29 protein-coding genes are annotated in these 20,949 nt (G+C 67.7%); 28 read left to right on the top strand and 1 reads right to left on the bottom strand.

Annotated features, from left to right (window positions below; translation table 11 throughout):
• The 28 genes from rpsS (at window position 1) to AL346_RS00405 (ending at window position 19,447) form a co-directional block, all read left to right on the top strand.
• Window positions 1–279: a 30S ribosomal protein S19 gene (gene rpsS / locus AL346_RS00540; protein WP_019403819.1), complete on the top strand. Its 279-nt coding sequence runs from the start codon at window positions 1–3 to the stop codon at window positions 277–279.
• 3 nt (window positions 280–282) lie between these two features.
• Window positions 283–663 carry a 50S ribosomal protein L22 gene (gene rplV, locus AL346_RS00535; protein WP_019403818.1) on the top strand — a complete coding sequence of 127 codons (381 nt, stop codon included), beginning with the start codon at window positions 283–285 and terminating at the stop codon, window positions 661–663.
• Between the two features lie 10 nt (window positions 664–673).
• The gene (gene rpsC / locus AL346_RS00530; protein ID WP_019403817.1) at window positions 674–1,381 is read left to right on the top strand and encodes a 30S ribosomal protein S3; all 708 of its coding nucleotides are present in this window, start codon (window positions 674–676) and stop codon (window positions 1,379–1,381) included.
• 27 nt (window positions 1,382–1,408) lie between these two features.
• A complete protein-coding gene (rplP, locus tag AL346_RS00525) occupies window positions 1,409–1,822 on the top strand; it encodes a 50S ribosomal protein L16 (protein ID WP_019403816.1) in 414 nt (137 codons plus the stop codon).
• A gap of 11 nt (window positions 1,823–1,833) precedes the next feature.
• A complete protein-coding gene (rpmC, locus tag AL346_RS00520) occupies window positions 1,834–2,046 on the top strand; it encodes a 50S ribosomal protein L29 (RefSeq protein WP_019403815.1) in 213 nt (70 codons plus the stop codon).
• Between the two features lie 10 nt (window positions 2,047–2,056).
• Window positions 2,057–2,299, top strand: coding sequence for a 30S ribosomal protein S17 (gene rpsQ, locus AL346_RS00515; protein WP_019403814.1), 243 nt, complete (start codon window positions 2,057–2,059; stop codon window positions 2,297–2,299).
• Window positions 2,300–2,518: 219 nt separating this feature from the next.
• Entirely contained in the window at window positions 2,519–2,887 is a 369-nt protein-coding gene (gene rplN / locus AL346_RS00510; protein WP_019403813.1) for a 50S ribosomal protein L14, read from the top strand.
• Window positions 2,887–3,204: a 50S ribosomal protein L24 gene (gene rplX / locus AL346_RS00505; protein ID WP_019403812.1), complete on the top strand. Its 318-nt coding sequence runs from the start codon at window positions 2,887–2,889 to the stop codon at window positions 3,202–3,204. The genes rplN and rplX overlap by 1 nt, the downstream gene beginning before the upstream one ends.
• Complete coding sequence (gene rplE / locus AL346_RS00500; protein ID WP_019403811.1) at window positions 3,197–3,769, top strand: 50S ribosomal protein L5; 573 nt, start codon at window positions 3,197–3,199, stop codon at window positions 3,767–3,769. The genes rplX and rplE overlap by 8 nt, the downstream gene beginning before the upstream one ends.
• A gap of 37 nt (window positions 3,770–3,806) precedes the next feature.
• Entirely contained in the window at window positions 3,807–4,112 is a 306-nt protein-coding gene (gene rpsN, locus AL346_RS00495) for a 30S ribosomal protein S14 (protein ID WP_019403810.1), read from the top strand.
• A 12-nt stretch (window positions 4,113–4,124) separates the two neighbouring features.
• Window positions 4,125–4,523, top strand: coding sequence for a 30S ribosomal protein S8 (gene rpsH / locus AL346_RS00490; RefSeq protein WP_019403809.1), 399 nt, complete (start codon window positions 4,125–4,127; stop codon window positions 4,521–4,523).
• A gap of 36 nt (window positions 4,524–4,559) precedes the next feature.
• A complete protein-coding gene (gene rplF, locus AL346_RS00485; RefSeq protein ID WP_026015418.1) occupies window positions 4,560–5,093 on the top strand; it encodes a 50S ribosomal protein L6 in 534 nt (177 codons plus the stop codon).
• A 12-nt stretch (window positions 5,094–5,105) separates the two neighbouring features.
• Window positions 5,106–5,468, top strand: a complete 363-nt coding sequence (rplR, locus tag AL346_RS00480; RefSeq protein ID WP_019403807.1) for a 50S ribosomal protein L18 — start codon at window positions 5,106–5,108, stop codon at window positions 5,466–5,468.
• Between the two features lie 233 nt (window positions 5,469–5,701).
• Window positions 5,702–6,265, top strand: coding sequence for a 30S ribosomal protein S5 (gene rpsE / locus AL346_RS00475; protein WP_019403806.1), 564 nt, complete (start codon window positions 5,702–5,704; stop codon window positions 6,263–6,265).
• Between the two features lie 14 nt (window positions 6,266–6,279).
• Complete coding sequence (gene rpmD, locus AL346_RS00470) at window positions 6,280–6,480, top strand: 50S ribosomal protein L30 (protein WP_019403805.1); 201 nt, start codon at window positions 6,280–6,282, stop codon at window positions 6,478–6,480.
• A gap of 13 nt (window positions 6,481–6,493) precedes the next feature.
• Window positions 6,494–6,970: a 50S ribosomal protein L15 gene (rplO, locus tag AL346_RS00465; RefSeq protein ID WP_019403804.1), complete on the top strand. Its 477-nt coding sequence runs from the start codon at window positions 6,494–6,496 to the stop codon at window positions 6,968–6,970.
• An 87-nt stretch (window positions 6,971–7,057) separates the two neighbouring features.
• On the top strand, window positions 7,058–8,392 hold the full coding sequence (gene secY, locus AL346_RS00460) for a preprotein translocase subunit SecY (protein ID WP_019403803.1): 1,335 nt from the start codon (window positions 7,058–7,060) through the stop codon (window positions 8,390–8,392).
• The gene (locus AL346_RS00455; protein WP_019403802.1) at window positions 8,389–8,973 is read left to right on the top strand and encodes an adenylate kinase; all 585 of its coding nucleotides are present in this window, start codon (window positions 8,389–8,391) and stop codon (window positions 8,971–8,973) included. The genes secY and AL346_RS00455 overlap by 4 nt, the downstream gene beginning before the upstream one ends.
• A 193-nt stretch (window positions 8,974–9,166) precedes the next feature.
• Complete coding sequence (gene rpsM, locus AL346_RS00450; RefSeq protein WP_019403801.1) at window positions 9,167–9,535, top strand: 30S ribosomal protein S13; 369 nt, start codon at window positions 9,167–9,169, stop codon at window positions 9,533–9,535.
• A gap of 99 nt (window positions 9,536–9,634) precedes the next feature.
• A complete protein-coding gene (rpsK, locus tag AL346_RS00445) occupies window positions 9,635–10,024 on the top strand; it encodes a 30S ribosomal protein S11 (RefSeq protein ID WP_019403800.1) in 390 nt (129 codons plus the stop codon).
• 95 nt (window positions 10,025–10,119) lie between these two features.
• Entirely contained in the window at window positions 10,120–11,136 is a 1,017-nt protein-coding gene (locus AL346_RS00440; protein WP_019403799.1) for a DNA-directed RNA polymerase subunit alpha, read from the top strand.
• Window positions 11,137–11,264: 128 nt separating this feature from the next.
• Complete coding sequence (gene rplQ / locus AL346_RS00435) at window positions 11,265–11,690, top strand: 50S ribosomal protein L17 (protein ID WP_019403798.1); 426 nt, start codon at window positions 11,265–11,267, stop codon at window positions 11,688–11,690.
• A 192-nt stretch (window positions 11,691–11,882) separates the two neighbouring features.
• On the top strand, window positions 11,883–13,286 hold the full coding sequence (locus AL346_RS00430) for a DegQ family serine endoprotease (protein WP_019403797.1): 1,404 nt from the start codon (window positions 11,883–11,885) through the stop codon (window positions 13,284–13,286).
• Window positions 13,287–13,295: 9 nt separating this feature from the next.
• On the top strand, window positions 13,296–14,603 hold the full coding sequence (locus AL346_RS00425) for a replication-associated recombination protein A (RefSeq protein ID WP_053193114.1): 1,308 nt from the start codon (window positions 13,296–13,298) through the stop codon (window positions 14,601–14,603).
• A gap of 73 nt (window positions 14,604–14,676) precedes the next feature.
• On the top strand, window positions 14,677–15,960 hold the full coding sequence (locus tag AL346_RS00420) for an RluA family pseudouridine synthase (protein WP_019403795.1): 1,284 nt from the start codon (window positions 14,677–14,679) through the stop codon (window positions 15,958–15,960).
• 2 nt (window positions 15,961–15,962) lie between these two features.
• Window positions 15,963–16,643 carry an HAD-IA family hydrolase gene (locus AL346_RS00415; protein WP_019403794.1) on the top strand — a complete coding sequence of 227 codons (681 nt, stop codon included), beginning with the start codon at window positions 15,963–15,965 and terminating at the stop codon, window positions 16,641–16,643.
• 98 nt (window positions 16,644–16,741) lie between these two features.
• Window positions 16,742–17,533 (top strand): ATP12 family chaperone protein, encoded by a 792-nt coding sequence (locus AL346_RS00410; protein WP_019403793.1) that lies wholly within the window; start codon window positions 16,742–16,744, stop codon window positions 17,531–17,533.
• Between the two features lie 381 nt (window positions 17,534–17,914).
• On the top strand, window positions 17,915–19,447 hold the full coding sequence (locus AL346_RS00405) for an acyl-CoA carboxylase subunit beta (RefSeq protein ID WP_019401744.1): 1,533 nt from the start codon (window positions 17,915–17,917) through the stop codon (window positions 19,445–19,447).
• Window positions 19,448–19,603: 156 nt separating this feature from the next.
• On the opposite strand, the gene AL346_RS00400 is transcribed toward AL346_RS00405, so the two are convergent.
• A complete protein-coding gene (locus AL346_RS00400) occupies window positions 19,604–20,860 on the bottom strand; it encodes a dipeptidase (protein ID WP_019400965.1) in 1,257 nt (418 codons plus the stop codon).
• Between the last annotated feature and the right edge of the window lie 89 nt (window positions 20,861–20,949).

Here is a 20,949-nt window from a genome sequence, read left to right as displayed (position 1 = left end):
ATGGCACGTTCGGTTTGGAAGGGCCCGTTCGTCGACGGCTACCTCCTCAAGAAGGCCGAGGCCGCTCGCGGTTCCGGTCGCTCTGAGGTGATCAAGATCTGGAGCCGTCGCTCCACGATCCTGCCGCAGTTCGTCGGCCTGACGTTTGGCGTCTACAACGGTCAGAAGCATGTCCCGGTCCTGGTGACCGAGGAGATGGTCGGCCACAAGTTTGGCGAATTCTCTCCGACGCGGACCTTCTACGGGCACGCGGCGGACAAGAAGTCGAAGAGGAGGTGAGCCATGGGTAAGCAGTCCGCTACCCGCGCGCTCAACGACAACGAGGCCAAGGCGGTGGCGCGCAACCTGCGCGTCTCCCCGCAGAAGCTCAACCTCGTTGCCGCTTTGATCCGCGGCAAGAAGGTCTCGACCGCGCTCGCCGACCTCGAGTTCAGCCGCAAGCGCATTGCCATCGACGTGAAGAAGGCGCTCGAGAGCGCCATCGCCAACGCCGAGAACAACCATGACCTCGACGTCGACGACCTCGTCGTCGCCGAGGCCCATGTCGGCAAGTCGCTTGTCATGAAGCGCTTCCATGCCCGCGCCCGCGGCCGCGGGGCGCGCATCGAGAAGCCGTTCTCGAACCTGACCATCGTGGTTCGGGAAGTCGCTGCGGAAGCGTGAGGAGCAACTGATGGGACAGAAAGTCAACCCGATCGGTCTGCGGCTCGGCATCAACCGGACCTGGGATTCGCGCTGGTTCGCCGACAAGGGCGAGTACGGCAAGCTCCTGCACGAGGACATCGCGATCCGCGAAGCCCTGATGAAGCAGCTCAAACAGGCGGCCGTGTCGAAGATCGTCATCGAGCGTCCGCACAAGAAGTGCCGGGTCACGATCTACTCCGCCCGCCCGGGCGTGGTGATCGGCAAGAAGGGCGCCGACATCGACAAGCTGCGCAAGACCGTGGCCAAGATGACGGACGCGGACGTCGCGATCAACATCGTCGAGGTGCGCAAGCCGGAGATCGACGCGACGCTCGTCGCCGAGTCGATCGCCCAGCAGCTCGAGCGTCGCGTCGCCTTCCGCCGCGCGATGAAGCGCGCCGTGCAGTCGGCGATGCGTCTCGGGGCCGAGGGCATCCGCATCAACTGCTCGGGCCGCCTCGGCGGCGCCGAGATCGCCCGGATGGAATGGTACCGCGAGGGCCGCGTGCCGCTGCACACGCTGCGCGCCGATGTCGACTACGGCACGGCCACGGCGTTCACCACGTACGGCACGTGCGGCATCAAGGTGTGGATCTTCAAGGGCGAGATCCTCGAACACGATCCGATGGCGCAGGACAAGCGGCTTGCCGATGAAGGCGGGCAGCGCTCCGGCGGCCGTCGCGAGGCCGCGGCGTAAGGCCGCCGGCGGTCAGGAGGCAGGATAATGCTGCAGCCCAAGAAGACGAAATTCCGTAAGCAGTTCAAGGGGCGCATCCATGGCGTCGCCAAGGGCGGCACGGACCTGAATTTCGGCCAGTTCGGCCTCAAGGCCCTCGAGCCGGAGCGCATCACCGCGCGCCAGATCGAGGCCGCGCGCCGCGCCATCACGCGTCACATGAAGCGTGCCGGCCGCGTGTGGATCCGGATCTTCCCGGACGTGCCCGTGACCGACAAGCCGACCGAAGTGCGTATGGGTAAGGGCAAGGGCGCGCCGGAATACTGGGCGTGCCGCGTGAAGCCCGGCCGCATCATGTTCGAGCTCGACGGCGTCGCCGAGGACATCGCCCGCGAGGCGCTGCGTCTCGGTGCAGCCAAGCTGCCGATCAAGACGCGCTTCATCCAGCGCATTGCCGAGTGAGGGAGCGGGAGATGAAGACCAAGCAGCGGCTCTCCGACCTCAAGACCATGACGGTCGATCAGCTCCAGGACGAGCTCGTGAAGTTGAAGAAAGAGCAGTTCAATCTTCGCTTCCAGCGTGCTACGGGGCAGCTTGAGAACACCGCCCGCGTCGATGAGGTCCGCAAGGACATCGCGCGCGTGCGCACGTTGCAGCGGGCCAAGCTCGCTGAAGCGAAGGCTTGAGGAGGCGACTATGCCGAAACGTGTATTGCAGGGCGTCGTCGTCAGCGACAAGCAGGACAAGACCGTCGTGGTCAAGGTCGAGCGCCGGTTCACGCATCCGCTCTTCAAGAAGACGGTGCGCCGGACGAAGAACTACCACGCCCACGACGAGAACAACCAGTTCAAGGTCGGCGACATCGTCTGGATCGAGGAGTCGCGGCCGTTGTCGAAGCTCAAGTCCTGGATTGTCCTCGAAGAGGCGACCAAGGGCTGAGGATCTGGACGGGCCGCGCGGGCGAGAATCCGCCGGCCGTTCCACGATTATCTGGTTGCACGAGCATTTCCGAGCGTCCGCCCCCTTTCCCCGGGGCGGACATTCGGTTATGGAGCGTGCGCTAATGCGTAGGCGAGGGGACGGGAGATCCCCGTCAGGCGTAGTCCGGCAGGCAGGGCCGAGCCGGAAACCGCTTGAGACAGAGAAAGGATCGTTGCCATGATCCAGATGCAAACCAATCTCGACGTCGCCGACAATTCCGGCGCCCGTCGCGTGATGTGCATCAAGGTATTGGGTGGTTCGAAGCGTAAGTATGCCGGCGTCGGCGACATCATCGTCGTCTCCGTGAAGGAAGCCATCCCGCGCGGGCGCGTGAAGAAGGGCGACGTCATGAAAGCGGTCGTCGTGCGCACCGCCAAGGACATCCGCCGGGCCGACGGCTCGGTCATCCGCTTCGACCGCAATGCGGCCGTTCTGATCAACAATCAGAAGGAGCCCGTCGGCACCCGCATCTTCGGGCCCGTGCCGCGTGAGCTGCGCGCGAAGAACCACATGAAGATCATTTCGCTGGCGCCCGAGGTGCTGTGATGGCTGCGAAGATCAAGAAGGGCGACAAGGTCGTCGTGCTGACCGGTCGCGACAAGGGCCGTTCCGGCGAGGTCGTCCAGGTCATGCCGAAGGAGGAGCGTGCGCTCGTCCGCGGCGTCAACATCGTCAAGCGCCACCAGCGCCAGACGGCAAACCAGGAAGGCGGCATCATCTCCAAGGAGCTGCCGGTGCACCTGTCCAACCTCGCCGTTGCCGACCCCAAGGACGGCAAGCCGACCCGCGTCGGTTTCAAGGTGCTCGAGGACGGGCGCAAGGTTCGGTTCGCCAAGCGCTCGGGAGATCTGATCGATGGCTGAGACGGCGAAGATGGACGCGGCCTACACGCCGCGGATGAAGAAGCATTACGACGAGGTCGTGCGGCCGAAGCTCATCGAGGAGTTCGGCTACAAGAACCCCATGCAGGTTCCGGCCATCGAGAAGATCGTGATCAACATGGGCGTCGGCGAGTCGGTCAACGATTCCAAGAAGGCGTCCGTGGCGGCCGAGGATCTCGGCCTCATCGCCGGCCAGAAGCCGGTGATCACGCGTGCCCGCAAGGCCATCGCAGGCTTCAAGGTGCGCGAGAACATGCCGATCGGCACGAAGGTCACGCTGCGCAAGACCCGCATGTACGAGTTCGTCGACCGTCTCATCACGGTGGCGCTGCCGCGCGTGCGCGACTTCCGCGGCCTCAACCCGAAGTCGTTCGACGGGCGTGGCAACTTTGCTCTCGGGATCAAGGAGCACCTGGTGTTCCCCGAGATCAACTACGACAAGGCCGAGGCGATCTGGGGCATGGACATCATCGTCTGCACCACCGCCAAGACCGACGAGGAGGCGCGTGCCCTCCTCAAGCACTTCAACTTCCCGTTCCGGCAGTGAGAGCCTTCTCTCTCAAACGCGGACACCGGAGATAGACATGGCGAAGAAGAGTTCAGTCGAGAAGAACAAGCGGCGCGAGCGGCTTGTGAAGAAGTATGCGGGCCGGCGCGAGCGTCTGCTCGCCATCGCCAACGACGAGTCGATGTCGATGGAGGAGCGCTTCGAGGCGCGCCTGAAGCTGGCGGAAGTTCCGCGCAACGCGAACCCCACGCGCATCCGCAACCGGTGCGAGGTGACGGGCCGTCCTCGCGCCTACTACCGCAAGCTGAAGATGTCGCGTGTCGCGCTGCGCGAGCTCGGGTCGAAGGGTCTCATCCCCGGCCTTGTGAAGTCGAGCTGGTAAGGAGGATCCCCCATGGCGATCAATGATCCGCTCGGCGATATGCTGACCCGCATCCGCAACGCGCAGATGCGCCGTCGCGGCAAGGTTTCCACCCCCGGCTCGAAGCTGCGTGCGCGCGTCCTCGACGTGCTGCAGTCCGAAGGCTACATCCGCGGCTATTCGACGACCGAGTACGGCAACGGCCGCACCGAGTTCGAGATCGAGCTGAAGTACTACGACGGCGAGCCGGTCATCCGCTCGATCGAGCGTGTATCGAAGCCCGGCCGTCGCGTGTACGCCTCGGTCGACACCATGCCGCGCGTGGCCGACGGCCTCGGCATCACCATTCTCTCGACGCCGCGTGGGGTCATGGCCGACCACCTGGCGCGCGAGACGAACGTGGGCGGCGAAGTGCTCTGCAAGGTCTTCTGATCTTCAGGGCACGGACTAGAACCACGGAGAGGCCAAATGTCTCGTATCGGTAAGAAGCCTGTTGCGGTGCCGTCCGGCGTGACGGCCAACCTCGACGGCCAGACGGTCAAGGTGAAGGGCGCCAAGGGCGAGCTGTCCTTCGTCGTTCCCGACGACGTTGCCGTCGTCCTGGAAGATGGGGCGATCAAGGTCGACCCGCGCGATGAGACGAAGCGTGCGCGTGCCCTGTGGGGCATGTCGCGCTCGCAGGTGTCGAACATCGTCGAGGGCGTATCGAAGGGCTTCGAGAAGAAGCTCGAGATCAGCGGCGTCGGCTACAAGGCCGCCGTTGCCGGCAAGGTGCTGAAGCTGTCGCTCGGCTACAGCCACGACATCGACTTCGAGATCCCGCAGGGGATCACGATCACGACCCCCAAGCCGACGGAAATCATCGTCGCTGGCATCGACAAGCAGCAGGTCGGCCAGACGGCGTCGGAGATCCGCAGGTTCCGCGGTCCCGAGCCCTACAAGGGCAAGGGTGTGAAGTACGCGGACGAGTTCATCTTCCGCAAGGAAGGCAAGAAGAAGTAAGGAGCGGATGAGATGGGCAAGCACCTCAACGCGACGGAACGCCGCACGGCGCGCGTGCGTCGCGCGATCCGCGCCGCCGCCAATGGCCGCCCGCGGCTGAGCGTTTTCCGGTCGTCGAAGCAGATCTACGCGCAGATCATCGATGACGCCGCCGGCCGTACGCTGGCTGCGGCCTCGACGATGGAGAAGGACATGCGCGAGCAGCTCAAGACGGGCGCGACGGTCGAGGCCGCCGCCGCCGTCGGCAAGCTGATCGCCGAGCGCGCCGTCAAGGCGGGCGTGAAGGAAGTCGTGTTCGACCGCGGACCGTTCATCTATCACGGCCGCGTGAAGGCCCTGGCTGACGCGGCCCGTGAGGGCGGCCTCAGCTTCTGAGGCTCGAGGATTGGGGGCGGGCGGAGTGCCGGAGACGGCACTTCGCCCGTTTCCGTCGCCGGAACGGCCTGTGAAACGCAAAGGCGCGCAACCGCTTTTGCGTTTCAGAGTCTGGTTGGGCTCTTGTCATCGGCGCTCGTGCGTTGCATGTGTGTCCCACATTGCAGGCACGAGTCTGCCACAGGCGGCATGTTTTGCGAGCGGAGCCGCCCCGCGTCAGTCGAGAAGAAGATATGGCTAGAGAACGTCAACCGCGTGAGCGCGAGGAGCGCGACAGCGAGTTCGTGGATCGCCTGGTCCACATCAACCGCGTCGCCAAGGTCGTGAAGGGTGGCCGTCGCTTCGGCTTCGCCGCCCTCGTCGTCGTCGGCGACCAGAAGGGCCGCGTGGGCTTCGGCCACGGCAAGGCCCGCGAGGTGCCGGAGGCCATCCGCAAGGCCACCGATGCCGCCAAGCGCGGCATGGTCCGCGTGCCGCTGAAGGAAGGCCGCACGCTGCATCACGACGTCGCCGGGCGCTGGGGCGCCGGTCGCGTCGTCCTGCGCGCCGCGCCGGCCGGTACCGGCATCATCGCCGGCGGCCCGATGCGCGCCGTGTTCGAGACGCTCGGCATGCACGACGTCGTGGCGAAGTCGCTCGGCTCGTCGAACCCGTACAACCTCGTGCGGGCCACCTTCGACGCGCTGAAGCGCGAGGACAGCCCGCGTTCGGTGGCTGCCCGCCGCGGCCTCAAGGTCTCCACTCTCCAGGCCCGTCGTCGCGATGGCGACGCCGAGGCCGCCGGCGCCGACGCGTGAGGGGAGGGCTGGTGATGACTGACAAGAAGTCCGCCAAGACCGTCACGGTCGTGCAGATCGGCAGCCCGCTGCGCCGTCCCGGCGTGCAGCGCCAGACGCTGATCGGCCTCGGCCTCAACAAGCTCCATCGCCGCTCGACCCTCGAGGACACGCCCGCCGTGCGCGGCATGATCGCGAGCGTCAAGCACCTCGTGCGCGTCGTCGACGAGCAGTGAGGAGGGAAGACCCATGAAACTCACTGACATTCGCGATAACGAAGGCGCGACCAAGAAGCGCATGCGCGTCGGCCGGGGCATCGGCTCCGGCAAGGGCAAGACCGGCGGGCGTGGCGTCAAGGGCCAGACCTCCCGCTCGGGCGTGCGCATCAAGGGCTTCGAGGGTGGCCAGATGCCGCTCTACCGGCGCCTGCCGAAGCGCGGCTTCTGGAACCCCTTCTCGCGTGATCTCAACGAGGTCAACGTGGGCCGCGTCCAGGAGGCCGTCGATGCCGGCAAGCTCGACGCCGCGGCTCCGGTCACGGTCGAGGCGCTCGTCGCCGCCGGCATCTGCGCCCGTGCGCGCGACGGCGTGAAGATCCTCGGCCAGGGCGAGCTCACCGCCAAGCTCGTGTTCGAGGTTGCCGGCGCGTCCAAGAACGCGGTCTCGGCCATCGAGAAGGCCGGCGGTTCGGTGAAGATTCTCGCGCAGCCCGTGGCGGAAGCGTGAGCTAGATCCCACTTGAGCAACGGTGCGGCGGCTGGGGCCTTCTCCGGCCGCCGCGTCCATGCGGGGGATCGTAAGGGATGAAGCGATATGGCATCGGCAGCTGAACAGCTCGCAGCGAATCTGAATTTCGGGGCCTTGGCCAAGGCCGAGGAACTCAAGAAGCGGATCTGGTTCACGCTCGCCGCCCTCGTCGTCTATCGCGTCGGCACCTACATTCCCCTGCCCGGGATCGATCCCAACGCCGTGGCGGACATCTTCCGCCAGGCGCAGGCCGGCGTGCTCGGCCTCTTCAACATGTTCGCGGGTGGCGCGGTCGGCCGCATGGCCATCTTCGCCCTCAACATCATGCCGTACATCTCGGCATCGATCATCGTGCAGCTGCTGACCAGCGTCGTGCCGACGCTCGAGGCCCTCAAGAAGGAGGGCGAGCAGGGCCGCAAGGTGATCAACCAGTACACGCGCTATCTGACCGTGCTCCTGGCCGTGTTCCAGGCCTATGGCATCGCGATCGGGCTCGAGAGCTCGGGCAACGTGGTGCAGGACCCGGGCATGTTCTTCCGCATCTCGACGGTGATCACGCTCACGGGCGGCACCATGTTCCTGATGTGGCTCGGCGAGCAGATCACCTCGCGCGGCATCGGCAACGGCATTTCGCTCATCATCTTCGCCGGCATCGTGGCGGAGCTGCCGTCGGCGGTCGCCGGCACGCTCGAGCTCGGCCGGCAGGGCGCGGTCTCGACCGGCCTCATCCTCGGCGTGATCGTGATGGCGATCGGCGTCATCGCCTTCATCGTCTTCATGGAGCGCGCCCAGCGCCGGCTCCTGATCAACTATCCCAAGCGCCAGGTCGGCAACCGCATGTACGAGGGGCAGACGTCGTTCCTGCCGCTCAAGCTCAACACGGCCGGCGTCATCCCGCCGATCTTCGCTTCCTCGCTGCTGCTCCTGCCGACGACCATCGCCACCTTCTCGCAGGACCAGGGCACCGGCATCCTGTCGACGATCTCGGCCTATATCGGCCACGGCCGGCCGGCGTACATGATCCTCTACGTGGCGCTGATCGTCTTCTTCGCGTTCTTCTACACGGCCATCGTCTTCAATCCGACGGAGACCGCGGACAACCTCAAGAAGCACGGCGGCTTCATTCCGGGCATCCGGCCCGGCGAGCGCACCGCTGACTATATCGACACGGTCCTGACGCGCATCACGGTGATCGGCGCGGCCTATCTGGCGCTGATCTGCCTCATTCCGGAGATTCTCATCTCCTATGCCGCATTGCCGTTCTATTTCGGTGGCACATCGCTCCTGATTGTCGTGAGCGTGACCATGGATACGGTCGCGCAGGTACATGGGCATCTTCTCGCCCATCAGTACGAAGGGTTGGTGAAGAAGGCCAAGTTGCGGGGGGCAAGGCGCAAATGAGGCTCATTCTGTTGGGGCCGCCGGGAGCGGGCAAGGGCACGCAGGCCAAGCGGCTGGTCGCCCGCTACGGCATTCCGCAGCTTTCGACGGGCGACATGCTGCGCGCCGCGGTGGCCGCGGGCACGCCGATCGGCTTGAAGGCCCGGGCGGTCATGGATGCCGGACAGCTCGTCTCCGACGACATCGTGATCGGCATCGTCGCCGAGCGGCTGGACGAGCCGGACGCGCGCAAGGGCTTCATCCTCGACGGCTTTCCGCGGACCGTCGCCCAGGCGAAGGCGCTCGACGGCCTGCTCGAGAGCAAGGGCCTCAAGCTCGACGCCGTGGTCGAGCTCAAGGTTGACCAGGACGAACTCGTCGGCCGCATCGTGAAGCGGGCCGAGGAGACGAAGGCCCGAGGCGAAGCCGTGCGCAAGGACGACGATCCGGAGGTCTTCAAGACCCGGCTCGCGGCCTACAACCGCGATACGGCGGTCGTCGCGCCCTACTATGCGGAGCGGGGCCAGCTCGCCGTGATCGACGGCATGCAGGACATCGACAAGGTCTCGGCGGACATCGAGCGCGTGCTCGTCGCGGCCTGACGGATTTTCCCGGGTGGGTTGACTTTGCCTCGACAAGGCGTTAGTGGACGCGCCCTACGTTCATGAGCGATGCTGCTTCCTCCGCGAGGGGAGGCGGTGTCGCTCGTCTTATTGACGCCTGCAGGGGCCGGGCTCCACCGGACGCAGGCCACAACGCCCGGTCGGGTTGTCCGACCGGCACATGGAGACGGCAATGGCCCGTATCGCTGGTGTAAACATTCCGACGAGCAAGCGCGTCGTCATCGCGCTGCAGTACATCCACGGCATCGGCCCGAAGAATGCGGGCGAGATCTGCGAGAAGGTCGGCATCCCGGCCGAGCGCCGCGTCAACGAGCTGACCGACCAGGAAGTGCTGCAGATCCGCGAGACGATCGACCGCGACTACCTCGTCGAAGGCGACCTGCGCCGCGAAGTGTCGATGAACATCAAGCGGCTCATGGACCTCGGCAGCTACCGCGGCCTGCGTCACCGCCGCAACCTGCCGGTCCGCGGCCAGCGCACGCATACGAATGCGCGCACCCGCAAGGGCAAGTCCAAGCCGATCGCCGGCAAGAAGAAGTGATCTCGCGGGCCCGCCATGTGCGGGCTCGTGTCGTACGTCCCCTCGGGGACATCATCCCGAGCGCCTGGTGTGACGGGCGCGCTTGAAGGATCCTGAAGAATGGCAAGAGAAGCCACCCGCGTTCGCCGCCGTGAACGCAAGAACATCGTGTCGGGCGTCGCCCACGTGAACGCCTCGTTCAACAACACGATGATCACCATCACCGACGCGCAGGGCAACACGATCTCCTGGTCGTCCGCCGGCGCCATGGGCTTCAAGGGCTCGCGCAAGTCGACCCCCTATGCGGCCCAGGTCGCGGCCGAGGATGCCGCGCGCAAGGCGGCCGAGCACGGTATGCGCACGCTCGAGGTCGAGGTGTCCGGCCCGGGTTCGGGTCGTGAATCGGCCCTGCGCGCGCTTCAGGCGGCGGGTTTCACGGTGACGTCGATCCGCGACGTGACGCCGATCCCGCACAACGGCTGCCGCCCGCGCAAGCGCCGGCGCGTCTGATGCCTTGCCGGCACGGCTTAGCCGCCGTGCCGCGCCTGTAGCGGGCGAGGCTGTCGTGCCCCGCCCGACGTTTGAGACACGCATGAGGTGCGGTCGTGATCCAGAAGAACTGGCAAGAGCTCATCAAGCCGAACAAGCTCGAGGTGTCGCCGGGTGACGATGCCAGGCGCGTGGCGACGGTCGTCGCCGAGCCGCTGGAGCGCGGGTTCGGCCTGACGCTCGGCAACGCGCTGAGGCGCGTGCTGCTGTCGTCGCTGCAGGGCGCGGCGGTGACGGCCGTGCACATCGACGGCGTCCTGCACGAGTTCTCGTCCATTCCCGGCGTGCGGGAGGACGTGACGGACATCGTGCTCAACATCAAGACCATCGCGGTCAAGATGCAGGGCGACGGCCCCAAGCGCATGACGCTGCGCAAGCAGGGCCCGGGCGTCGTCACCGCGGGCGATATCGCCACGGTCGGCGATGTGGAGATCCTCAACCCGGAGCTGGCCCTGTGCACGCTCGACGAGGGCGCGGAGATCCGCATGGAGTTCACGGTCAACACGGGCAAGGGCTACGTGGCGGCCGAGCACAACCGTCCCGAGGATGCGCCGATCGGCCTCATCGCCGTCGACAGCCTCTACAGCCCGGTCAAGAAGGTCTCCTACCGCGTGGAGAACACGCGTGAGGGCCAGATCCTCGACTACGACAAGCTGACGATGACGGTCGAGACGAACGGGGCCGTCAGCCCGGAGGACGCGGTGGCCTATGCCGCGCGCATCCTGCAGGACCAGCTCGCCGTGTTCGTCAACTTCGAGGAGCCCCGCCGCGAGGAGGCTGCCGTCTCGACGCCGCAGCTGCCCTTCAACCCGGCGCTGCTCAAGAAGGTGGACGAGCTCGAGCTCTCGGTGCGTTCGGCCAACTGCCTCAAGAACGACAACATCGTCTACATCGGCGACCTCATCCAGAAGACGGAAGCCGAGATGCTGCGCACGCCGAACTTCGGCCGCAAGTCGCTCAACGAGATCAAGGAAGTGCTCGCCTCCATGGGCCTGCACCTCGGCATGGAAGTGAGCGGCTGGCCGCCGGACAACATCGACGAGCTCGCCAAGCGCTTCGAGGAACACTACTGAGTGGCAATAGGCAGTTGGCATTAGGCAGTCGGAGTTGGGTTCCGATTGCCGACTGCCCACTGCCGACTGCCTCAAGAACAATGGACGGCCGTACCTTGGCACGGCGGCCGTGAGACAAGGAGAGAGCCATGCGTCACGGTTTCGCGCATCGTCGTTTCAACCGCTCGTCCGAGCACCGCAAGGCGATGTTCGCCAATATGGCCGGTGCGCTGATCAAGCACGAGCAGATCGTCACCACGCTGCCCAAGGCGAAGGACCTGCGCCCGGTGGTCGAGAAGCTCGTCACCCTCGGCAAGCGCGGCGACCTGCACGCCCGCCGCCAGGCGATCGCCCAGATCCGCGACGTCGCCCTCGTCAAGAAGCTCTTCGACGTGCTCGGCCCGCGCTACAAGGAGCGCAACGGCGGCTACACGCGCGTGCTGAAGGCCGGCTTCCGCTACGGCGACAACGCGCCGATGGCCGTGATCGAGTTCGTCGACCGCGACGTCGATGCCAAGGGCCAGGATTCCGGCCCGACGCAGAAGGAAGAGGTCGTCGAGGCCAGCGAGAGCTGAGCCTTTGCCTCGTCTGCGTTGAAGGAGGGCGGCTTCGGCCGCCCTTTTGTTTTGCGCCGCTGCGGTCCAGCTCCCTGGAGGAAAGGCGGGCGCGGGGGACGCGCCCCGCTTTGCGCGCAATCGCGCGGGAAACTATATCTGCCGGTGAGAACTTTCCGGATCTGTCCACGGCAGCACAGCGAGACACCATCGATGCATCGTTCGCTTGTCCTTCCTGCCCTCGTCGCGGCCCTCATCGCAGCAGGGCCGGCGCCGGCGCAGGAGCGCCAGGTGCCCGCCGACAGGGCGCAGGTACAGCTCTCGCTCGCGCCGGTCGTCAAAAAGACGGCGCCGAGCGTCGTCAACGTCTATGGCGCGCGCGTCGAGAAGCGGCCGTCCAATCCCTTCTTCGAAGATCCTTTCTTCCGCCGCTTCTTCGGGGACGGCGGCTTCGGCGTACCGCGCGAGCGGGTGCAGCGCTCGCTCGGCTCGGGCGTCATCGTCGACCCGTCCGGCCTCGTCGTCACCAACAACCACGTCATCGAGGGCATGACGGAGGTGAAGGTGGCGCTCGCCGACCGGCGCGAATTCGCCGCCGACATCGTGCTGCGCGACCCGCGGACGGACCTCGCCGTTCTTCGCCTTGCGGAGAAGGGGCCGTTCCCGGCGCTCGCCTTCGGGGATTCCGAAGGGCTCGAGGTCGGCGATTTCGTCATCGCCATCGGCAATCCGTTCGGGGTCGGGCAGACGGTGACGCAGGGCATTGTGTCGGCGCTCGCCCGCACCCAGGTCGGCATCAGCGACTTCCAGTCCTTCATCCAGACGGATGCGGCGATCAACCCGGGCAACTCGGGCGGGGCGCTCGTCAACATGCGCGGCGAGGTCGTGGGCATCAACACGGCCATCTTCTCGCGTTCCGGCGGCAGCCACGGCATCGGCTTCGCCATTCCCTCGGCCATGGTGCGCGTCGTCGTCGAATCGGCGCGCAACGGCGGCGCCGCCGTGCGCCGGCCCTGGTTCGGCGCGCGGCTGCAGCAGGTCACCAGCGACATCGCGGAGAGCCTCGGCCTGCCGCGGCCGGCGGGGGCGCTGGTGGCCTCGGTCGACGAGCGCGGGCCGGCGGCCAAGGCCGGGCTCAGGCGCGGCGACCTCATCACGGCCGTCGGCGGGCAGCCGATCGACGACCCGGACGGCTTCGGCTACCGCTTCGCGACCCGGCCGATCGGCGGCACCCTGCCGCTGACGGTGCTGCGCGGCGGCAAGGAGGAGGTGCTCTCGGTTTCGCTCGTCGCCGCGCCGGAGGATCCGCCGCGCGATCCGGTCACGGTCGGTGGGCGTACGCCGCTGACGGGCATCACGGCGGTCAACCTGTCGCCCGCCGTGGTCGAGGAGCTGTATCTCGAGCAGGCGGAGAACGGCGCCGTCGTCTCGGAGCTCGCGGAGGGCAGCCCGGCGGCGCAGTTCGGCTTCCAGAAGGGCGACGTCATCATGGCGATCAATGGCGCGAAGATCGCCTCTTCGCGGGATCTCGCCCGCGCGACGAGCCAGCGCGCCCGCTACTGGGAGCTGACCATCAACCGCAAGGGCCAGGTCTTCACCACGGTGCTCGGGGGCTGAGCGGGCGCGATGAGCGATCTTTTCGGGGCTGCGGGGCTGGACAAGGAGGCGCCGCGACCGCTCGCCGACCGGCTGCGGCCGCAGCGCCTCGCCGAGGTCGTGGGGCAGGACCATCTCGTCGGGCCGGACGGGGCGCTGACGCGCCTGTTGCGCTCCGGGTCGGTGGGCTCGCTCGTCTTCTGGGGACCGCCGGGAACCGGCAAGACGACCGTCGCGCGGCTGCTCGCCGGCGAGACGAAGCTCGTCTTCGAGCCGATGTCGGCCATCTTCTCCGGCGTCGCCGACCTCAAGAAGGCCTTCGAGACGGCCCGCGGCCGCCGCGCCGCGGGGCAGGGCACCCTGCTCTTCGTCGACGAGATCCACCGCTTCAACCGGGCGCAGCTCGATGCCTTCCTGCCGGTGATGGAGGACGGCACCATCACGCTCGTCGGCGCGACGACGGAGAACCCGTCCTTCTCGCTCAACGCCGCGCTCCTCTCCCGCGCCCGGGTGATGACCTTCAAGGCCCTCGATGAGGAAGCGATTCAGAAGCTCCTCGCAAGGGCCGAGGAAATCGAGGGAAAACCGCTGCCGCTCGATGCGGAGGCGCGGCTGTCGCTCGTGCGCATGGCCGACGGGGACGGGCGCGCCTCACTGACGCTCGCGGAAGAGATCTGGCGTGCCGCGGGCGAGGGCGAGGTCTTCGACACGGCCAAGCTGCAGGACATCGTGCAGCGGCGGGCGCCGATCTACGACAAGGCGCAGGACGGGCACTACAACCTCATCTCGGCCCTGCACAAGACGATCCGCGGCTCCGATCCCGACGCCGCGCTCTATTATCTCGCCCGCATGCTGGACGCGGGCGAGGACCCGCTGTTCCTCGCCCGCCGCCTCGTGCGCATGGCGGTGGAGGACATCGGCCTCGCCGACCCGCAGGCCCTCGTCGTCGCCAATGCGGCGAAGGAGGCCTACGACTTCCTCGGCACGCCGGAAGGGGAACTGGCGCTGGCGCAGGCGGTGATCTATCTCGCCACCGCGCCGAAGTCGAACGCGGCCTACGTCGCCTTCAAGGCAGCGAGCCGCGCGGCCAAGGAGGGTGGCTCCCTCATGCCGCCGATGACCATCCTCAACGCGCCGACGCGCTTCATGAAGAACGAGGGCTACGGCGCCGGCTACGCCTACGACCACGACGAGCCGGACGCCTTCTCGGGGCAGGATTACTGGCCGGAGAAGCTCGGGCGCCAGCATTTCTACGAGCCGGTGGGACGCGGCTTCGAGCGCGAGATCCGCAAGCGGCTGGAGTGGTGGGAAAAGCTGAGGGCCGAGCGGCGGCGGTGACTTTGCCCGCTGAAGAGGCTATCGACGGGGCAGGGCGCGACGACGCCAGGCCCGGCTGCATTCGGAGCATCGCATGAAGAACACGAGAACCGGCTCCGGCGGCTCAGGCCCGCGCTCCGGCCCGTCGACGCGCAACGGCCGCGGGCAGGCGCGCGCGGGCCGGCCGGCGGCTCAGGGCGCCGGCAAGGCGCCGGGCACAGCGAAGGGTGCGGGCAAGGGGCCTGCGCGCGGCACGCGCGGTCCCGAGCGCGCGAAGGCGGCGACCCCCGCCAAGACGCCCCGCGCAGGGCAGGCGCCGGCATCTTCGGTCAAGGCGGGCACCAAGGCGGCGGCCAAGGCGGCAGCGACCGAGACGCTCGTTACCGGCGTGCAGACCCTGACGGTCGCGCCGGATGAAGCGGGCATGCGCCTCGACCGCTTCCTCGTCGCCCGTTTCCCGCAGCTCGCCTTCACCCATATCCAGCGCATCGTGCGCAAGGGCGAGTTGCGCATCGACATGAAGCGCGCCAAGCCGAACGAGCGGCTCGAGGCGGGCCAGAGCGTGCGCGTGCCGCCGCTCAAGCTCGAGGAGAAGAAGCCCGCCGCCCGCACCCCGGCGAAGGACGAGAGCGACGCCACCTTCCTCAAGTCCATCACGCTCTATGAGGACAAGGATGTCCTCGTGCTCAACAAGCCCATGGGCCTTGCGGTGCAGGGCGGCTCGGGCACGACGCGCCATGTCGACGGCATGCTGGAGGCGTTGCGCGATGCCGAGGGCCAGAAGCCGCGCCTGGTGCACCGGCTCGACAAGGACACGGCCGGCTGCCTCGTCATCGCCAAGACGCGTTTTGCCGCGACGACGCTCGCCAAGTCCTTCCGCTCGCGCTCGGCGCGCAAGATCTACTGGGCGCTGGTCGCCGGCGTGCCGCGCGTGCGGCAGGGCCGCGTCTCGACCTATCTCGCCAAGGAGGAGGCGCTCGACGGCGATGCCCGCATGCGCGTCGCCCTGCACGGGGACGAGGGGGCGAGCCATGCCGTCACCTATTACGCCGTCGTGGACACGGCGGCGCAGAAGCTCTCCTGGCTCTCGCTGAAGCCGGTGACCGGGCGCACGCACCAGCTGCGCGCGCACACCGCCCATATCGGCCACCCGATCGTCGGCGACCCGAAATATTTCAACGTCGAGAACTGGGAACTGCCCGGCGGCATCCAGAACCGCCTGCATCTGCTGGCGCGGCGCATCGTCATCCCGCATCCGCGCACGGGCAAGCCCATCGACGTGACGGCGCCGCTGCCGCCGCACATGCAGCAGTCGTGGAACCTGCTGGGCTTCGATACGGGCGGCTACGATCCGATCGTCGAGGCGCCGGAGGAGTAGCCGTGCGCTTCCTCGTCTTCGACATCGACGGCACGCTGGTCGACAGCCAGAACCTGCTCGTGGCCGCGCAGGAGGCGACCTTTGCCGCGCATGGCCTGCCGGCGCCGAGCCGGGAGCAGGTGCTCTCGGCCGTCGGCCTGTCGCTCGCCGAGACCTTTCGCGCGCTTGCCGGGCCGGACGGGCCGCATACGGCGCTGGAGGCGACCTATCGGTTGACCTTCCCGCGGCTTCTCGCCGAGCCGGCGCTCGCCTCACCGCTCTTTGCCGGGGCCGATGCGCTGGTGCGCGACCTTGCGGGGCGGCAGGATCATCTCCTCGGCATCGCCACGGGCAAGTCGCAGCGCGGCGTGCGCCGGCTGTTCGACGCCCACGGCTGGCACAGGTTCTTCGCCAGCGTGCAGACGGCGGACGATGCGCCATCAAAACCCCATCCCGCCATGCTCGAACAGGCGATGGGGGAGGTGGGTGCCGCGCCGGCCGAAACCGTGATGATCGGCGACAGCACCTATGACATGCAGATGGCGCGGGCCGCCGGTTGCCGCGCCGTCGGCGTCGCTTGGGGCTATTGCCGGGTCGATGCCCTGCGGGAGGCGGGGGCGCAGGTGATTGTGGAGTCGATTGAAGAACTTGCGGCCGTTCTTGCCCATTCTGATTCAGCCCGGGCCTTCGGCGCGGCGGTGTGACCGGCGGCTCGGTCGCAGATTCCGCTTTTGCCTGCAAGTCATTGGCGTGGAATCGCTTCCGCGTCGCCGCGCCGGCTTCTTCGTGTTAAGGACGCATCATGCGTGACGAACTGACCAGCGACTGGTTTCCCAAGGACGGCGAGACCGTGCGCGACCCGATGCGGGTGGCCCAGCAGTCGATGAAGGCGAACCTGCCGCGCCGCTTCTACAAGGAGGCGGCGGTGGAGGGGCGCGCGGAGGGTTTCGTCCTCGTGCTCGACGGGCGTCCGGCCCGCACGCCCGGCAGGGCGCTCCTGGCGCTGCCGACGCGGGCGGCCGGCGAAGCCGTGGCGGCCGAATGGGCGGCGCAGGGCGAGCAGATCGACCCCGCGACGATGCCGCTGACGCGGCTCGCCAATTCCGCCATCGACGGCGTGGCGCGCGAGATGGCGGCGGTGGCGGCCGATGTCGTCAAATATGCCGGCTCGGACCTCCTGTGCTACCGCGCCGAGGGGCCGGAGCGGCTCGTCGCGCGCCAAAGGGAGATCTGGGACCCGATCCTCGCCTGGGCGCGGGAAGCGCTCGGCGCGCGCTTCGTGCTCGTCGAGGGGGTGATGTTCGTGGCCCAGCCCGAGGCATCGCTTTCCGCCACGGCCGCCGCGGTGGCCCGGTTCGACATTCCCCTGGCGCTCGCCGCGCTCCATGTGCTGACGACGCTCAGCGGCTCCGCCGTCATTGCGCTCGCCGTCGCCCGCGGTCACCTGACGGCGGAGGCGGGCTGGCGGGCCGCGCATCTCGACGAAGAGGTGCAGATGGAGATCTGGGGTGAGGACGAGGAGGCGCTCGCCCGCCGGGCCGTGCGCTGGCGCGACTTCGCCGCGGCGGCGCGTATGCTCGAGGCGATCCACTGAAATCCCGCATGGCAGCCCTCACCCACGTCAGGGCGAGCTGATCCCTCCCCTTCAGGGGAGGGTGGATCGGTCCACAGGACCGAGACGGGTGGGGTCAAGGCTGGGAGCGGGGCTTGCAATCTGAGCCCCGCGGCCCCCTCCGTCGCTGCTGCGCAGCGCCACCTCCCCCATGCGGGGGAGGATCAAGGTACCGGGTTCTTCTGCGATAATGCCGCCATCGGCGGGGAGAGGAAGGTTCGGCCGTCCCCGCGCCGGTGCTTCGGACGTCCCGAGCCTCTCGCCTAAGCGGCCTTGCACTTATCCGCCTACCGTATCGGTTCCTGCGGCTTTGCCGGCGTGCTAATCACGCAGGCGACAAGGAACCGACCGTGGGGGAGGCGCATGAAGGACATCCTCGAGAGGCTCGAAGAACGGCGCGCCGGGGCGCGCCTCGGCGGCGGCGAGAAGCGCATCGCCGCCCAGCATGCGCGCGGCAAGCTCACGGCGCGCGAGCGCATCGCCCTGCTGCTCGACACGGGCTCGTTCGAGGAGTTCGACATGTTCGTCGAGCACCGCTGCGTCGACTTCGGCATGGAGGGGACGAAGTTCCCGGGCGACGGCGTCGTCACCGGCTGGGGCACCATCAACGGCCGCACCGTCTTCGTCTTCGCCAAGGACTTCACCGTCTTCGGCGGCTCGCTCTCCGAGACGCACGCGCAGAAGATCACCAAGATCCAGGACATGGCGGTGAAGATGCGCGCGCCGGTCATCGGCCTGTTCGATGCCGGCGGCGCCCGCATCCAGGAGGGGGTCGCGGCGCTCGGCGGCTATGGCGAGGTCTTCAAGCGCAACGTGGTCGCCTCGGGCGTCATCCCGCAGATCTCGGTGATCATGGGTCCCTGCGCCGGCGGCGACGTCTATTCCCCGGCGATGACCGACTTCATCTTCATGGTGCGCGACACGAGCTACATGTTCGTGACCGGGCCGGACGTGGTGAAGACCGTGACCAACGAGACGGTCACGTCGGAGGAGCTCGGCGGCGCCAAGGTGCACACGACGAAGTCCTCCGTCGCCGACGGGGCCTGGGACAACGACGTCGAGGCGCTCTTGCAGATCCGCAGGCTGATGGACTTCCTGCCCGCCAACAACACCGAGGGCGTGCCGGAATGGCCGACCGAGGACGAGGCGGACCGGGTGGAGATGTCGCTCGACACGCTCGTGCCGGACAACCCGAACAAGCCCTACGACATGAAGGAACTCGTCCTGAAGATTGCGGACGAGGGCGATTTCTTCGAGATCCAAGAGGCTTACGCCAGGAACATCATCACCGGATTCATCCGGCTCGAGGGGCGCACCGTCGGCGTCGTGGCCAACCAGCCGATGGTGCTCGCCGGCGTGCTCGACGCGGATGCCTCGCGCAAGGCGGCGCGGTTCGTGCGCTTCTGCGACGCCTTCGAGATCCCGATCCTGACCCTTGTCGACGTGCCCGGCTTCCTGCCCGGCACGGCGCAGGAATACGGCGGGCTCATCAAGCACGGGGCGAAGCTGCTCTATGCCTATTCCGAGGCGACCGTGCCGCTCGTCACCGTCATCACGCGCAAGGCCTTCGGCGGCGCCTATGACGTCATGGCCTCGAAGCATGTGGGCGGGGACGTGAACTACGCCTGGCCGACGGCGCAGATCGCGGTGATGGGGGCCAAGGGTGCGGTCGAGATCATCTTCCGGCAGGACATCGGCGATGCGGAGAAGATCGCGGCGCGCACGAAGCAATACGAGGACCGCTTCATGTCACCCTTCGTCGCCGCGGAGCGCGGCTATATCGACGAGGTGATCATGCCGCACTCGACGCGCCGGCGCGTGGCCCGCGCCTTCGCCATGCTGCGCGCCAAGAAGGCGGAGCAGCCCTGGCGCAAGCACGACAACATTCCGTTGTGAGGGGATCGTACAGTTCCCGTCGTCATGCCCGCGCTTGTCGCGGGCATCCACGCCGCGACGCTCGCGCTCGGCTGAAAAGGCGTGGATGGCCGGGACAAGCCCGGCCATGACGGGCGGAAACGGTTCGCGCGAAACGGTTACCTCGGGGCGTAGCGCCTATCGCCTGTCGATCTCCTCCACCGTACCCAGTGCCGGCTTCTCGCTCTTGCGCAATTCGCGCCCGATGCGCTCGACAGTGCGGAAGACGCGCAGGAAGTTGCGCGAGGCGATGCCGGCGATGGCGTCGTCGGACCAGCCGCGGCGGATGAGCTCGGCGAGGAGGTGCGGGAACCGGCTCGCGTCCTCCAGGCCCGGCGGCGTCGGGCCGCCGAAGAAGTCGGAGCCGATGCCCACGTGCCGGAGGCCGGCCTTGCCGGCGATATATTCGATGTGATCGCAGAGCTGCTCGAGCGTGCCGCGCGGCCACGGGCCCGCCTCGCGCGCGCGGGCCGCAACCGCCGCCGCCATGTCGATGTCATGGCGGCTCTTGCCGAATTCGTCCTTGAGCGGGCGCATCCAGTCGCGCGACTGCTGGCCGATGAAGTCCGGCACGAAGGTCGCCATGACGATGCCGCCGTTGCCCTTGACGCGGGCGAGCACGTCGTCGGGCACGTTGCGCGGGTGGTCGCACAAGGCGAAGGCATTCGAGTGGGAGAAGACCACCGGCGCGCGCGAGACGTCGAGCACCTGGCGCATGACGTTGTGCGAGACATGGGCGCAGTCGACGATCATGCCGAGGCGGTTGAGCTCCCGCACGACGGCGTGGCCGAAGGCGGTGAGGCCGCCGTGGCGCGGCGCATCCGTGGCGGAATCGACCCAGTCCAGCGTCTCGTTGTGGCAGAGCGTCATCAGCCGCGCGCCGGCGGCGTGCCAGACGCGCAGCGGCGCCAGGCTGTTCTCGAGGCCGACGCCGCCCTCCACGGCGATGAAGGAGGCGATCTTGCCGAGCTTCTTGGCCCTCGCGATGTCGCTCGCCTTCGTCGCAGGCATGAAGACGTCGGGATGTGCCTCCTGCAAGCGCAGGATGACGTCGATCTGCTCCAGCGTGGTGCGGCCGGGGTGGGCCACATAGGTCGGGATGAAGGCGGCCCAGAACTGGGCGCTGACGCGGCCGGCGAGGAGGCGGGGGATGTCGGTGTCGCCGTCCTGATGCTCGCGCGTCAGGTCATAGGCGATGACGTCGCCGCGGGCCCGGGTGTCCTCGCGAATCACCCACGGCAGGTCGTTGTGGCCGTCGACCAGCGGCAGTGTTTCGAGAAGCCGGAGCGCCCTGTCGAGTGCATCGTCGCGCGCTGGCGACCTGCGTGCCGCAACCTGTGCCAATTCTTCTTCCCCCTCGGTGGAGCGCCCGGCCGTCAGGGCCGGCCGCCACACACTCCGTCCCTCCTTGTCGCTTGGCAAGCGGGCGCGGATCAGGGCTGCCGGGCGAGCCTTGCAGGGGATGCGCGGCTGCGGGCGACGGA

Source organism: Chelatococcus sp. CO-6, from assembly GCF_001271345.1.
Taxonomy (GTDB): Bacteria; Pseudomonadota; Alphaproteobacteria; order Rhizobiales; family Beijerinckiaceae; genus Chelatococcus_A; species Chelatococcus_A caeni.
This window is presented reverse-complemented; position numbering and strand designations above follow the sequence as displayed.